This window comes from Bacillus clarus, from assembly GCF_000746925.1.
Classification (GTDB): domain Bacteria; phylum Bacillota; class Bacilli; order Bacillales; family Bacillaceae_G; genus Bacillus_A; species Bacillus_A clarus.
Genome location: NZ_JMQC01000008.1, coordinates 1,775,001 through 1,787,814, shown reverse-complemented (window position 1 = coordinate 1,787,814; position 12,814 = coordinate 1,775,001). Strand labels below are relative to the sequence as shown.

General features: G+C 37.4%; 15 protein-coding genes and 1 rRNA gene (1 of these 16 running past the window's edge). 9 read left to right on the top strand and 7 right to left on the bottom strand.

Going from position 1 to position 12,814, the window contains the following annotated elements:
• Positions 1-21: 21 nt before the first annotated feature.
• A complete protein-coding gene (gene kapB / locus DJ93_RS10115) occupies positions 22-405 on the bottom strand; it encodes a kinase-associated lipoprotein KapB (RefSeq protein ID WP_042980617.1) in 384 nt (127 codons plus the stop codon).
• 180 nt (positions 406-585) lie between these two features.
• Here kapB and DJ93_RS33170 point away from each other — a divergent pair, with 180 nt between their 5' ends.
• Both DJ93_RS33170 and DJ93_RS10105 read left to right on the top strand, forming a co-directional pair.
• Positions 586-762, top strand: coding sequence for a hypothetical protein (locus DJ93_RS33170; protein ID WP_042980616.1), 177 nt, complete (start codon positions 586-588; stop codon positions 760-762).
• Between the two features lie 68 nt (positions 763-830).
• Complete coding sequence (locus DJ93_RS10105) at positions 831-1,370, top strand: superoxide dismutase family protein (protein WP_042980614.1); 540 nt, start codon at positions 831-833, stop codon at positions 1,368-1,370.
• Positions 1,371-1,511: 141 nt separating this feature from the next.
• Here the strand turns inward: DJ93_RS10105 and DJ93_RS10100 are convergent, their stop codons facing one another.
• Complete coding sequence (locus DJ93_RS10100; RefSeq protein WP_042980613.1) at positions 1,512-2,663, bottom strand: MalY/PatB family protein; 1,152 nt, start codon at positions 2,661-2,663, stop codon at positions 1,512-1,514.
• 118 nt (positions 2,664-2,781) lie between these two features.
• Between DJ93_RS10100 and DJ93_RS10095 the strand changes: the two genes are divergently transcribed.
• Positions 2,782-3,033, top strand: a complete 252-nt coding sequence (locus DJ93_RS10095; RefSeq protein ID WP_042980612.1) for a DUF1871 family protein — start codon at positions 2,782-2,784, stop codon at positions 3,031-3,033.
• Between the two features lie 32 nt (positions 3,034-3,065).
• Here the strand turns inward: DJ93_RS10095 and DJ93_RS10090 are convergent, their stop codons facing one another.
• Both DJ93_RS10090 and DJ93_RS10085 read right to left on the bottom strand, forming a co-directional pair.
• Positions 3,066-3,905 (bottom strand): alpha/beta fold hydrolase, encoded by an 840-nt coding sequence (locus tag DJ93_RS10090; RefSeq protein ID WP_042980610.1) that lies wholly within the window; start codon positions 3,903-3,905, stop codon positions 3,066-3,068.
• Positions 3,906-4,017: 112 nt separating this feature from the next.
• Entirely contained in the window at positions 4,018-5,004 is a 987-nt protein-coding gene (locus tag DJ93_RS10085) for a 2-hydroxyacid dehydrogenase (RefSeq protein ID WP_374937168.1), read from the bottom strand.
• 89 nt (positions 5,005-5,093) lie between these two features.
• Between DJ93_RS10085 and DJ93_RS10080 the strand changes: the two genes are divergently transcribed.
• The 3 genes from DJ93_RS10080 to yugI all read left to right on the top strand — a co-directional run bounded on the left by DJ93_RS10080 (position 5,094) and on the right by yugI (position 7,413).
• Positions 5,094-5,591 carry an Lrp/AsnC family transcriptional regulator gene (locus DJ93_RS10080; protein WP_042980608.1) on the top strand — a complete coding sequence of 166 codons (498 nt, stop codon included), beginning with the start codon at positions 5,094-5,096 and terminating at the stop codon, positions 5,589-5,591.
• Positions 5,588-6,778: an aminotransferase gene (locus tag DJ93_RS10075; protein WP_042980606.1), complete on the top strand. Its 1,191-nt coding sequence runs from the start codon at positions 5,588-5,590 to the stop codon at positions 6,776-6,778. The genes DJ93_RS10080 and DJ93_RS10075 overlap by 4 nt, the downstream gene beginning before the upstream one ends.
• Before the next feature lie 290 nt (positions 6,779-7,068).
• On the top strand, positions 7,069-7,413 hold the full coding sequence (gene yugI, locus DJ93_RS10070; RefSeq protein WP_042980605.1) for a S1 domain-containing post-transcriptional regulator GSP13: 345 nt from the start codon (positions 7,069-7,071) through the stop codon (positions 7,411-7,413).
• A gap of 111 nt (positions 7,414-7,524) precedes the next feature.
• Here yugI and DJ93_RS10065 read toward each other — a convergent pair whose 3' ends face one another.
• Positions 7,525-7,758 (bottom strand): DUF378 domain-containing protein, encoded by a 234-nt coding sequence (locus DJ93_RS10065; protein ID WP_000105788.1) that lies wholly within the window; start codon positions 7,756-7,758, stop codon positions 7,525-7,527.
• Between the two features lie 280 nt (positions 7,759-8,038).
• Here DJ93_RS10065 and DJ93_RS10060 point away from each other — a divergent pair, with 280 nt between their 5' ends.
• Together DJ93_RS10060 and DJ93_RS10055 are read left to right on the top strand one after the other, a co-directional pair.
• A complete protein-coding gene (locus tag DJ93_RS10060) occupies positions 8,039-9,391 on the top strand; it encodes a glucose-6-phosphate isomerase (protein ID WP_042980604.1) in 1,353 nt (450 codons plus the stop codon).
• Positions 9,392-9,595: 204 nt separating this feature from the next.
• Complete coding sequence (locus DJ93_RS10055; RefSeq protein WP_042980603.1) at positions 9,596-10,009, top strand: YugN-like family protein; 414 nt, start codon at positions 9,596-9,598, stop codon at positions 10,007-10,009.
• Here the strand turns inward: DJ93_RS10055 and DJ93_RS10050 are convergent.
• Both DJ93_RS10050 and DJ93_RS10045 read right to left on the bottom strand, forming a co-directional pair.
• On the bottom strand, positions 9,996-10,988 hold the full coding sequence (locus DJ93_RS10050; RefSeq protein ID WP_042980601.1) for a potassium channel family protein: 993 nt from the start codon (positions 10,986-10,988) through the stop codon (positions 9,996-9,998). The genes DJ93_RS10055 and DJ93_RS10050 overlap by 14 nt on opposite strands.
• Positions 10,989-11,081: 93 nt before the next feature.
• Positions 11,082-11,762 carry an MgtC/SapB family protein gene (locus tag DJ93_RS10045; protein WP_042980600.1) on the bottom strand — a complete coding sequence of 227 codons (681 nt, stop codon included), beginning with the start codon at positions 11,760-11,762 and terminating at the stop codon, positions 11,082-11,084.
• Positions 11,763-12,165: 403 nt separating this feature from the next.
• On the opposite strand from DJ93_RS10045, the gene DJ93_RS10040 reads away from it, so the two are divergent.
• Positions 12,166-12,814, top strand: a 16S ribosomal RNA gene (locus tag DJ93_RS10040); it runs 903 nt beyond the window's last position.

The following is a 12,814-nucleotide window of genomic DNA, read 5'->3' as shown; positions in this document are numbered from 1 at the left end:
GTAATTTGGTCGTTTTGTTTTTTAGAGCTTATAATCTTGTTTTAATTGCTCTAGCGTTTCTAAACTACGCTGTGCAAAAGGTGAAGCATCTTCTGAAAATGAATTCATTTGTGTTTCTAATGCGGATTTCAGTGACTCTTTATAATCAGGAATATTGCCTTCATATTTTTTTACCATTTGCTCTGGAATATTTGTTTGTTCACGAAAAGCTAAAGCACGTCTTTCATGGAAAAATGGTACATCAGCTTGTTTTACATTATGTAAGTCACCTTGCACCGGATGTTTTAAAACAGCTAATACTTTTACAACGTAGCTTCCAGGACGACTATTTGTAATTTCACCGATATATTTTCCGGTTTTATAAATACCAGTAACGATTTCGCCAATTTCAAATGTTTCTCTCATATTTTTTCACCTCAAGTTTATAGTAAGGAAAGAGCTGGGAAGAGTCAAAGAAATCATGTGCTGTCGGAATGTCCTTGAGAATAAGCATATGTTCAACTATAATTTAAAATGATATGACAGAAAATTCTGAAGTGTAATAGAGTATTGTTTTGATAACTTCCCCAATAAGGAGTGTTCCATATGATGCCTTTATATTTTCCAGAGGATAAGACAGAATATATTATTCCAGGGATTGTTTGTGTTTTGTTTATAATTGGTGCGATTGCTACGTGGCGTATGTTTATTCGCGTATCAAAACGAGAAGCGGAGCAATTACAGAAAGTAGAAGAGAAGCTTTTAGCTGAAAAGAAACACTAGCTTATTTTTGTATGTTTCCCTCTATGCTCGGACAATCTAAGGGCAGTATGTATTTTGGAGGGAATGGAATGAAAAAACAGCTTTTATTCAGTTGTTGTTTACTATTTCTCATAACAGGCTGTGACCGAGGAAAACCGAAAGAAATTGATGTGAAATTACATAATGCTGCAGGCGATGAAGTTGGAACTGCAAAAGTAGCTCAACAAACGAGTGGAGTAAAAATAACTATTAAAGCTGAAGGATTTACGCCAGGTGCACATGGATTACATGTACATGAAATAGGAGAATGTAAAGCACCTCGTTTTGTATCATCTGGTAATCATTTTAATCCGGATAAAAAGAAACACGGACTGATGAATCCGAAGGGTGCGGAGAACGGTGATTTACCAAACGTAGTTGCAGATGGTTCTGGAAAGATTAAAGCGGAAATTGAAGCACCGCACATATCATTGGAAGAAGGGAAAACGACGATTCATAGGAAAGATGGAGCGTCTATTCTTATTACAGAAAACCCCGATGATGGTATGACACAACCAACAGGAAAATCTGGTGATCGAATTGCTTGTGGTGTTATTGTAAAAAAAACATCGGAAATGAAGAAAAAATAGAAGCTACCTTGGTGGGTAGCTTTTCTTGTTTTATCCGGCTATTTGTGGGCAGTAATATTTTCATCTCAAGATGAAGTAGATACAAAGAAGCTAAGTAGGAGAGAAACTGTCCGTAAAACATCCAATGATTAAAGTTTCACTTTATAAAAATGTATAACGAAGTCTGTTCAGAATTTCTTCTAGTGTAGATCTAGGGCAGCCGATGTTAATCCGGATATGATGCTCGCCGCCGAATCCATATTTCTCACCAGGATCAACGATGATTTTACCTTTCTCTTCAAGTAATGTTGTGCGCTCTTTTTGAGAAAGATTTAAACGTGAACAATCGATCCATAATAAAAAACTACCTTCAGGTTTTATTACGGAAAGTGTTGGTATATGCTTTTCAATAAATTCACAAGCAAAACGGGCGTTATCTTCTATATATAAACGTATGTCCGTTAGCCATGCGTTACATTCTGTATAGGCACTTTGCATGGCTGTATACGCAAATGTGTTTAATCCGTGAAACCCTTGTCTATATTGAGCCGATGTAAAGGCGGCACGAATTGTTTCATTCGGAATAATAATGAAGGATGCTTGTAATCCAGCGATATTAAATGTTTTACTCGGTGCCAAACAAGTAATAGTTCGGGCTGCTAAATTCTCGGATAAGGAAGCAAATGGTGTATGTGTATGGTTCGAGAAAATAATATCTGCATGAATTTCATCTGCGACAACGGTTACATTATATATCGTGCATAATCTACCGAGTTTTGTAAGCTCCTCTTTTGTCCAGACACGTCCGATCGGATTGTGTGGACTACAAAGAAGCATAAGTTTTACACCTTGTTGAAATTGTCTCTCTAAATGTTCAAAGTCTATCGTATATGTGCCGTCTTGTATATGTAACGGATTCTCACATAAATTCCGGCTATTTTTTGTGACCATTTCAAAGAATGGTGGATAAATAGGTGGTTGTACAAGTACGGATTCGCCTTTCTTTGTTAAAGCTTGTATGCTCGTACTAAGAGCTGGAACGATACCTGCGCTAAATACAATCCATTCTTTTTTTATTTCCCAATTATATTGGCTTTTTGTCCAGTGGATAAGAATGTCTGTAATTTCTTCAGGCGGAATCGTATAGCCAAAAATAGGATGTTCCATACGTTTTTGTAATGCAGTTTGAATTGGCTTTGGTACCTCAAAATCCATATCGGCAATCCAAGCGTGAATCAGTTCATCGTTTTTATATGTATCCCATTTCGTACTATGAGTTCCACGCCGATTTACCGTCTTGTGAAATTGCTGCATATGTTTGCTCCCTTCCTCTGTAAAACCGTTATGTTATGAAAGTTCTCTCTCTTCTTATAGAATAGCTGATATGATACGATAAAGAAAAGCATTAAAAAGTGGAAAAGGCGGGAAGTAGATGGGTGCATATGAGAAGATGGTTGAATTAGTAAAAAACTGGGATCCCTTTCAAATGGGGCCAGAATTTTATGAAACAGAAGCGAGCGATGTTGTATACGTAGTAAGTACGTTTGATGATCCGAAATACATTGCGAAGAAGATTCAACATATATATTTCATGTCGTTTGAAGATGTACCAGCAATTGAAAAGTGCGAAGAGTTAGCGAAGGAATTACTTTTGTTAAAAGAAGGTGGAAGTTGTTCATTATAGGCTGTCGGAAATTACGACAGCCTATATTTATATTATTGCGCTGAAAAAGCCATAATCTCTTCATAAACATGTTCTGGTTTTTCTTCTGGTAGTAAGTGTCCTGTGTCTTCATATGAAATAAATTTAGAATTAGGTAAGTCTTCATGTAGGCGACGTCCTACATGAATAGGAACGACTCGGTCTTTTTCCCCCCAAAGGAGTAAGGTAGGTGTATTAATCTTTTGTAGTTCAATGGAAGATAAATCACCCTCACGATCACGTATCATCCGGGTTAAGGCAGGGAATATACGATTATCGTAAAAGGGAGCGGCATAGCCTTCCATCATCTCATTGTCAATTAAAGTATGATCATGAACGACATTCATTAAGTTGTGAACAACGCCTCTTCGGATAATCCAGTTCTTCACGTATAGATGGAAGAATGGTAAGTAAGAGGAGTAAAGTAAAGGTAAGTTTGCACGCGCTAAATAGCTGGAGCTACATAATAAAATTGTTTTTGAAATTAATTCAGGGCGTAAACGATTCACGAAAAGTGAGATTTGTCCGCCCATAGAATGACCGACTAATATAATATTTGAGAGTGCCAAATGTTCTATTAAATCAATAATGACGTTGGCTAAATTATGATAGGAATATTTAAAGTGATGTGATTTATCACTTTTACCGAAAGGTGGTAAATCAAGGGCGATTACTGTTCCTTCTTTCATAAGTAATGGGATGAGTCGTCTGTAGCTAAATGAAGAAGATAAAAAACCGTGAACGAGTACGAAGGTAGGTCGTTCTTTTTTATTATTATGCTCGTACAATTCATAATGAATAGTAGTGCCGCGAGTGGAAAAAGTGAAGTAAGGACATTTGCATTCATGGTTCATTTTTTGTCACTCCATTGATTTTTGTTCATATCATCTCCTGATAGAAAAAATTTATGTTAACAAAAAAAGGCAAGATGATTGGAGCCATCTTGCCTTTTGTATATGTTCATTATTACCCCCGTACAATATTAGGAGGCACTTTTCCTTGTAATCCAGCAACTAAATTTTCGGCGGCTGTCATTGCCATTTGTTGTCTTGTTTTTAATGTTGCAGATCCGATGTGCGGTAAAGTTACAACGTTTTGTAAAGATAAGAGTGAATTATCTTTTTCGATTGGTTCTTGTGTAAATGTATCGATGCCTGCTGCAAAAATTTTCTTTTCTGTTAATGCATGAATTAATGCTGCTTCATCCACTGTTTTTCCACGGGATGCATTAATGAAAATTGCAGTTTCTTTCATTAATGAAAATTCTTCCTCTCCAATAAGATGATACGTTTCTTCTGTTAATGGAGTAAGAAGAACGATGAAATCAGATTTTTTTAGTAACGTTTGTAGTTCACAGTAGGTGGCATTAAATTTTTGCTCAGCGTCTTCCTTACGGCGACGATTATAATAAAGAACGTCCATGTCAAATCCGAATTTTGCTCGTTTTGCGACAGCTTCTCCAATTCGTCCCATACCAATAATGCCAATTGTGCTATGATGCACGTCTAGTCCGAAGTGTTTTTTTCCAATTTCAGCATCCCAATTGCCGTTTTTTACGTATGAATCAAGTTCGCACACGCGGCGACCGGCAGATAGCATAAGAGCGAAAACGAGATCAGCTACTGTATCATCTAATACGTATGGCGTATTCGTTCCGACTACATTTCTACTTTGCATCGCTTCTAAATTAAAGTTATCATAACCAACAGAAATGTTACTCACAACTTGTAAATTAGGAGCTGCTTGTAATAATTCTTCATCAATGGCTGATCCGAAGTTAAGCAAACCATGTTTATCTTGTATTTTTTCTAATAAAACTTCACGTGGTATTTTTTCATTACGATCCCATTTCTCGTATTCACAGTGCTTTGAGAGAAAAGTTTCTACAAATTTTGGAACAGGTTCAGCGATATATACTTTTGGTTTCACGGTTCCATCCCCTTTCGTTTTTATTTTTACATAATTCTCTAAAAAAATCTGCTTTTCAAATATAAAAGGGTATCTGTATAATTTAGACACAAATAGAAGGAAGGATGAATTATATGATGACTGAAAAGGAATTAGAGTTATTAGCTTGTCTTGAAAAAAATAGCCGTCTATCAGTAGAAATGTTAGCAAAGATGTTAAATATAGAAGTAGAAGATGCAAAGAAAATGGTCGCGAAATTAGAGAGTGAAAAAATTATCGTGGACTATGTAACACATATTGATTGGACAAAGGTAAAAGAGAATACTGGGTTAACAGCGATGATTGATGTGAAAGTTACACCGAAACACGGCGTTGGTTTTGATGCAGTTGCTGAGCAAATTTACCGTTATTCAGAAGTGAAGTCAGTTTATTTAATGTCAGGGACGTACGATCTTTCTATTACACTAGAAGGAAAAAGTATGGCTGAAGTGGCAATGTTTGTTTCAGAGAAGTTAGCAACAATTGAATCTGTCGTTTCAACAACAACTCATTTTATTTTGAAAAAGTATAAACATGAGGGGATTATTTATGAAAAAACTGATGATGATAAGCGAATTGTGGTGACACCATGAAGCATTTTGAACTATCAAGAGCAGCAGAATCTTTAAAGCCATCTGGCATTCGGAAGTTTTTTGATTTAGCAGCAGGTATGAAAGGCGTTATTTCACTCGGGGTGGGAGAGCCTGACTTTGTTACGCCTTGGAATGTAAGGCAAGCTTGTATTCGTTCTTTAGAACAAGGGTACACAGCATATACTGCAAATGCAGGATTATTGGAGCTTCGTCAAGAAATAGCAAAGTATCTAAAAAAACAATTTCAAGTATCTTATGATCCAAATGATGAAATTATCGTTACAGTTGGAGCGAGCCAAGCGCTAGATGTAGCGATGCGTGCTATTGTAAACCCGGATGATGAAGTGTTGATTATTGAACCGAGCTTTGTATCATACGCACCTCTTGTTACATTAGCTGGCGGAGTTCCCGTTCCGGTAGCAACGTCCTTAGATGATGCTTTTAAGGTCCAACCAGAGCAAATTGAAGCAGCCATTACAACGAAAACAAAGGCAATTTTACTTTGTTCCCCAAATAATCCAACCGGAGCAATGTTAAACAAATCCGAATTAGAAAAGCTAGCAGTCATTGTTGAAAAGTATAATCTTATCGTTTTATCAGATGAGATTTATGCAGAGCTTGTGTATGACGAAGAGTATACGAGTTTTGCGAGTATTAAAAGTATGCGTGACCATACCATTTTAATTTCAGGATTTTCAAAAGGATTTGCGATGACTGGATGGCGCCTTGGAATGATTGCAGCCCCTGTTGAATTTTCAGAATTAATGCTCAAAATTCATCAATACTCAATGATGTGTGCACCGACGATGTCGCAATTTGCAGCACTTGAGGCACTCCGTGCAGGAAATGATGAAGTAATTCGCATGAGAGATAGTTATAAACAGCGTCGTAACTTTATGACGACATCATTTAATGAGATGGGTTTAACATGTCATGTGCCAGGCGGGGCGTTTTATGTCTTTCCTTCTATTTCCTCAACTGGACTATCTTCAGCAAAATTTGCAGAACAATTATTGCTAGAAGAAAAAGTAGCAGTTGTTCCTGGAAGTGTATTTGGTGAAAGTGGCGAAGGGTTTATACGTTGTTCATATGCAACTTCACTTGAGCAATTGATGGAAGCAATGAAACGTATGAAGCGATTTGTAGAGAATAAAAAAAGGACAAAACATAATACGTTTTGTCCATAAAAGGGGGGGAATACTAGAAAGCCATGTGTTAGTATTCTATCCCAATATTTGAAAATTATACGCATTAGAGGAAATTTTTTCTTGAATTTTGAATGAGGGGAGTCCTAGTGGTATAATTTACTAATATAAAGTGGAATTATTCTGAGCGAGATATTACCTCAGCTTAGAATAAGCTTTCACTAATCGGATATTTAACAGTAAGCGCATCTGCTAAGCAGCTTTGTATTCTTGGTAGATGTTTTGCTACCCACATATTGTGGGAAAATGGTAAACGTATGGGAGTGTTTCATATGTCAGAACAATATACAACAGGAGTGGTTGTAACAGGGAAAGTGACTGGAATTCAAGATTACGGTGCATTTGTCGCATTAGATGAAGAAACACAAGGACTTGTGCATATATCTGAAATTACAAATGGATATGTAAAGGATATTCATGACTTTTTAAAGGTCGGCGATACAGTAGAAGTAAAGGTACTTTCAATTGATGCAGAGCACAGAAAAATGAGTTTATCGTTAAAAGCAGCGAAGAGAAAACAAGGACGGGTTCTTATACCGAAGCCATCTGATAAAGGATTTAATACGCTGCGTGAAAAGCTAACAGAATGGATTGAAGAATCGCAGTTAACAAAGTAAAAGAGGATCGCATATGGGCGATCCTCTTTTACTTTTCATTATGATATATATTTGCAAATATGGTTGCATGCAACCATATTCGTATGTCGGATGGGAAGAATGACATACAGGCTATCGAATTTCATTCGTTTCTGGGTGAGTACCAAGATTTTCAGATGGTTTGAATAGTAAACCAAGATTGATGAGCCCAGAAATACCAACGATGCCGTAAATAATACGTGCGAGAGCAGAGTTTTGTCCGCCGAAAATAGCTGCGACTAAGTCAAACTGGAAGAACCCGATAAGTCCCCAGTTAACAGCACCGATTACAGTAAAGACTAATGCGATACGTTGTAAAGTACTCATCTTAAATACCCTCCCTTAAATGTGAAGCGTGAGGAAGTCTCTTTAATAAGACTGAACTCCTTTATAGAATGGTGTTCTTTTTTTGTTTTTATACATACAAAATATCCATTACATGATGTATATACATCTATACCGAAAAATGCGAATTTTTATGCAAAAAATGAACTTTTTCTAACAAATAAAGATTGGTTACGTTTACAATTGTTGAATCGCTTGATTTACAACTTCAGTTTCGCTAAAGTGAATACAGAAATACATATACATAATTGGAGGGAAAAAGATGAGCACACATGTAACGTTCGACTATTCTAAAGCGTTATCGTTCATCAGTGAACACGAACTAACTTATTTACGTGATGCAGTAAAAGTATCACACCATGCGATCCACGAAAAAACTGGAGCTGGGAACGATTTCCTTGGGTGGGTAGAGCTTCCGCTTCAATATGACAAAGAAGAATTTACTCGCATTCAAAAATGTGCTGAGAAAATTAAAAACGACTCTGACATTTTACTTGTTGTAGGTATTGGTGGTTCTTATTTAGGGGCACGTGCAGCAATCGAAATGTTAAACCATTCTTTCTACAATACGCTTTCTAAAGAACAACGTAAAACTCCACAAGTGCTATTTGTTGGACAAAACATTAGCTCCACTTACATGAAAGATTTAATGGACGTATTAGAAGGTAAAGACTTCTCTATTAACGTTATTTCCAAATCAGGTACAACAACAGAGCCTGCAATCGCATTCCGTATCTTCCGTAAATTATTAGAAGAAAAGTATGGAAAAGAAGAAGCTCGTAAACGTATTTATGCAACTACAGATAAAGCGCGCGGTGCGTTGAAAACATTAGCTGATAACGAAGGATACGAAACATTTGTAATTCCAGATGATGTTGGCGGTCGTTTCTCTGTACTAACACCAGTTGGATTATTACCAATTGCAGTTAGTGGTTTAAACATTGAAGAGATGATGAACGGTGCAGCTGCTGGTCATGATGACTTCGCGACATCAGAACTTGAAGAAAACCCTGCTTATCAATACGCGGTTGTTCGTAATGCTCTATATAACAAAGGTAAAACGATTGAAATGCTTGTTAACTATGAGCCAGCACTTCAATACTTCTCTGAGTGGTGGAAACAGTTATTTGGCGAAAGTGAAGGGAAAGATCAAAAAGGTATTTTCCCATCTTCTGCAAACTTCTCAACTGACTTACATTCATTAGGTCAATACATTCAAGAAGGTCGTCGTGACCTATTTGAAACAGTTCTTAAAGTAGGTAAATCTACACACGAACTAAAAATCGAATTAGATGAGAACGATTTAGATGGATTAAACTACCTTGCTGGTGAAACTGTAGACTTCGTTAACACGAAAGCATACGAAGGTACATTACTTGCACATAGCGATGGCGGCGTACCAAACTTAATCGTAAACATTCCAGAATTAAACGAGTATACGTTCGGTTACCTTGTATACTTCTTCGAAAAAGCATGTGCGATGAGCGGCTACTTATTAGGTGTAAATCCATTTGACCAACCAGGTGTAGAAGCATATAAGAAAAACATGTTCGCCCTACTTGGAAAACCAGGATTCGAAGAACTAAAAGCAGAATTAGAAGAGCGTTTGAAATAAGAAAAGCGAAGCCGATTGTTTAGCCCAGGTGGCTAAGAGGCGTAGCTAGACAATAGAAAAGCAAAAGCGATCGGAGACCCCGATCGCTTTTTTATTAATTTTTGTGTCACCTTTTGTCGGGCAGTCGATATTCCATGTTGAATCGCCGATATATTCAGAATGGAAAGGGCATGCTAAAGGAAAAGTCTAGGAAGGATGAATGACTTGATTCCAATTCAATCAAATTTAGAAGGTTGTACATATGCGTTGTTTAAATTGGAGGAAGTTTTGAAGCCACTTGGCTATAGCGTTGGTGGTAATTGGGATTATGACAAAGGTTGTTTTGATTATAAAATCGATGAAGAAGATGGATATCAATTTTTAAGAGTCCCATTTAAAGCGGTAGAAGGAGAGCTCGATGTACCTGGTGTAGTTGTTCGCCTTGAAACACCGTATATTCTTTCGCATGTATATCAAGACGAACTGGATGACGAAGTAAATACGTTAGCAACTGGGACGAGCGGATTGGACCAGTTTGCTGAACCGAAAGACCCAGATGGCGTTGTGAAAAGAAAGTACGTTGATATTGGAAAAGTGTTAGTACAAGAGCTAGAGCAACATTTAATTAATGGTGGATGACGATCAGTATGTCGTTTTCGATAATGATAGAGGAATGAATCGGATTAATATGATATTGTTCATCACGTTTAACACCTAGTAAAAGAACATTTTGTTTTAAAAGCATAGTGCTACAAGCAGCGAAAGTTTGTCCTATGTATGGGGGTGTCTCCATAAGCTGTAATTTACTTTCTGAGATTTCGTTATAAAGCGTAAATAAGACGCCTGAAATAGAAGGGAATAAAAGCGAAGCGGTAAACACATAGCTTGTTAATTTATTTCCTTCTATAATTTCTGATGCTCCGGCTCTCGTTGCATTTTGAATTTGTTCGGAAGTAAGGAGCTCGGCGATACAGTGAATATTTGAGTTAAGTCCTTTTGCGGTTAAAATGTTTAAAATAGATTGTGTATCAGCTAAGCTTTCATTTTTTTCTTTGTCCGCCGTTATTAATATTGTATGAGCGGTTTTAATATTAGCCTTTAACAAAGTTTGGTCGTGATGCGGACAGCCCTTAATAAACTCTAAATGATGAAATGGTTTTGGAAGTAAAGAAAGTGTTTCATCAATTAACACAATATCGAGGTTTGGATCTAAAATGTGCATTTGATTTACCACTTGTTTAGCACGCTCATTCCATCCCACGATAATCATATGTCCATGAGAAGTAGCAGCTTCTTCGCCTTTAATCTTCATATATTGTTTGCTAATCATTTCAGTAGCAAATAACACCATATAATAAGAGCAAAATCCTGTTCCAAGTAAAATGAGACTCATGCCAATAAGCTTTCCGAGCATTGTATGCGGGACGAAATCGCCATAACCGACGGTGAAAATTGTAACAAGCGACCACCAAATCCCATCAAACCATGTAGTAAAGTATAGCGGTTCTAATGTATATATGAGGAAACCAGAAGTGGTCGTAAGTGCAATGATGAAACAAATTAAACGAAAAATAATGGAGTCACGAAATGTATCTATTAGGTTAACTCGTGATTTCAAATTGATATTCCTCCTTATTTGCAAGACTACATTCATTGTTACCATTATAGAAAAAAGAAAAACTCCCTATTTTACAAGAGAGTTTTTTACATATTACATACTTTCAACTTCCGTTTGTTGGACACTTTCAAGATGTTGCAAAGCGTAATAAACATCAGCTGTATGTTTTTTCTGATCAATAGACAATTTAAGATGTAAATAATGGGCTCCATTTTCTAATGTTTTAAGCTTCATATTTTTCACCTTTATGTCCATTTGTTTTATTTCCTCAATAACAATGGGGATATTGTCCATATCGCGTACAACAAGTTTAACGGCAATATCACGTTGGCGTAATGATCTAGGACCTAAAAATTTCATAGCTAATGGTATGAGTTCGACACTAATCATAAGGAAACACATACCGAAAATTGCTTCAAGGTAAAAACCAGCCCCGACAGCGATTCCGATACCAGATGCCCCCCAAATCATAGCTGCGGTAGTTAATCCTGCAATACTGTCGTTTCCTCTTCTTAAAATAACTCCGGCACCTAGAAAACCAATTCCTGATACAATTTGAGCTGCAAGTCGAAGGGGATCCATATTCATATGGTCGGTATGTGGTAAATTATAAGCTGCTTTAATAGATACAATTGTTAGAAGACAGCTAATAATAGAAATAACTAAACAAGTTTTTAAACCGAGTGGTTTTCTTTTTAGTTCACGTTCTAAACCGATAGCAAACCCTAAAATAGCAGAAAGGCCTAGTTTCATTAATAAATCGGTGTATTCCATATGTGTTCCTCCTTATATAATTGATATACGAATAAAACGTTTATATAGAAAAAAAGGCTTTTTAGCAGGATGACTTTATATAGAATATATGTAGGAATTACCTAGACATGAAAGGGATGTTTTGTTTAAGTATATGATATGAAAAAAGAAATTTGGTTGTTTTGTAAAAAAGTTTTAAAAAGGTGTTGCATTTCATTTTTTGGCATGCTATATTAATAACCGTCGCTGATGCAGAAACGCAGAAAGCGGTGAAAAAAGAAATTAAAAAACTTAGTTGACATCGAAAAACGAAGGTGTTAACATAAGGGAGTCGCAAATGAGCGACCGATAAGTTCTTTGAAAACTGAACGAAACAAACAACGTGAAACGTCAATTTTTATTTTAGATGCTAGACAAACTAACTTTATTGGAGAGTTTGATCCTGGCTCAGGATGAACGCTGGCGGCGTGCCTAATACATGCAAGTCGAGCGAATGGATTAAGAGCTTGCTCTTATGAAGTTAGCGGCGGACGGGTGAGTAACACGTGGGTAACCTGCCCATAAGACTGGGATAACTCCGGGAAACCGGGGCTAATACCGGATAACATTTTGCACTGCATGGTGCGAAATCGAAAGGCGGCTTCGGCTGTCACTTATGGATGGACCCGCGTCGCATTAGCTAGTTGGTGAGGTAACGGCTCACCAAGGCAACGATGCGTAGCCGACCTGAGAGGGTGATCGGCCACACTGGGACTGAGACACGGCCCAGACTCCTACGGGAGGCAGCAGTAGGGAATCTTCCGCAATGGACGAAAGTCTGACGGAGCAACGCCGCGTGAGTGATGAAGGCTTTCGGGTCGTAAAACTCTGTTGTTAGGGAAGAACAAGTGCTAGTTGAATAAGCTGGCACCTTGACGGTACCTAACCAGAAAGCCACGGCTAACTACGTGCCAGCAGCCGCGGTAATACGTAGGTGGCAAGCGTTATCCGGAATTATTGGGCGTAAAGCGCGCGCAGGTGGTTTCTTAAGTCTGATGTGAAAGCCCACGGCTCAACCGTGGAGGGTCATTGGA

What these genes read in the sequence shown, in the direction of transcription:
- DJ93_RS10045 (WP_042980600.1), bottom strand. Translation starts at nt 11,762, where the DNA reads ATGGAATACACCGATTTATTAATGAAACTAGGCCTTTCTGCTATTTTA.
- DJ93_RS10095 (WP_042980612.1), top strand. Translation starts at nt 2,782, where the DNA reads ATGGGTGCATATGAGAAGATGGTTGAATTAGTAAAAAACTGGGATCCC.
- kapB (WP_042980617.1), bottom strand. Translation starts at nt 405, where the DNA reads ATGAGAGAAACATTTGAAATTGGCGAAATCGTTACTGGTATTTATAAA.
- DJ93_RS10080 (WP_042980608.1), top strand. Translation starts at nt 5,094, where the DNA reads ATGATGACTGAAAAGGAATTAGAGTTATTAGCTTGTCTTGAAAAAAAT.
- yugI (WP_042980605.1), top strand. Translation starts at nt 7,069, where the DNA reads ATGTCAGAACAATATACAACAGGAGTGGTTGTAACAGGGAAAGTGACT.
- DJ93_RS10075 (WP_042980606.1), top strand. Translation starts at nt 5,588, where the DNA reads ATGAAGCATTTTGAACTATCAAGAGCAGCAGAATCTTTAAAGCCATCT.
- DJ93_RS10105 (WP_042980614.1), top strand. Translation starts at nt 831, where the DNA reads ATGAAAAAACAGCTTTTATTCAGTTGTTGTTTACTATTTCTCATAACA.
- DJ93_RS33170 (WP_042980616.1), top strand. Translation starts at nt 586, where the DNA reads ATGATGCCTTTATATTTTCCAGAGGATAAGACAGAATATATTATTCCA.
- DJ93_RS10100 (WP_042980613.1), bottom strand. Translation starts at nt 2,663, where the DNA reads ATGCAGCAATTTCACAAGACGGTAAATCGGCGTGGAACTCATAGTACG.
- DJ93_RS10060 (WP_042980604.1), top strand. Translation starts at nt 8,039, where the DNA reads ATGAGCACACATGTAACGTTCGACTATTCTAAAGCGTTATCGTTCATC.
- DJ93_RS10065 (WP_000105788.1), bottom strand. Translation starts at nt 7,758, where the DNA reads ATGAGTACTTTACAACGTATCGCATTAGTCTTTACTGTAATCGGTGCT.
- DJ93_RS10090 (WP_042980610.1), bottom strand. Translation starts at nt 3,905, where the DNA reads ATGAACCATGAATGCAAATGTCCTTACTTCACTTTTTCCACTCGCGGC.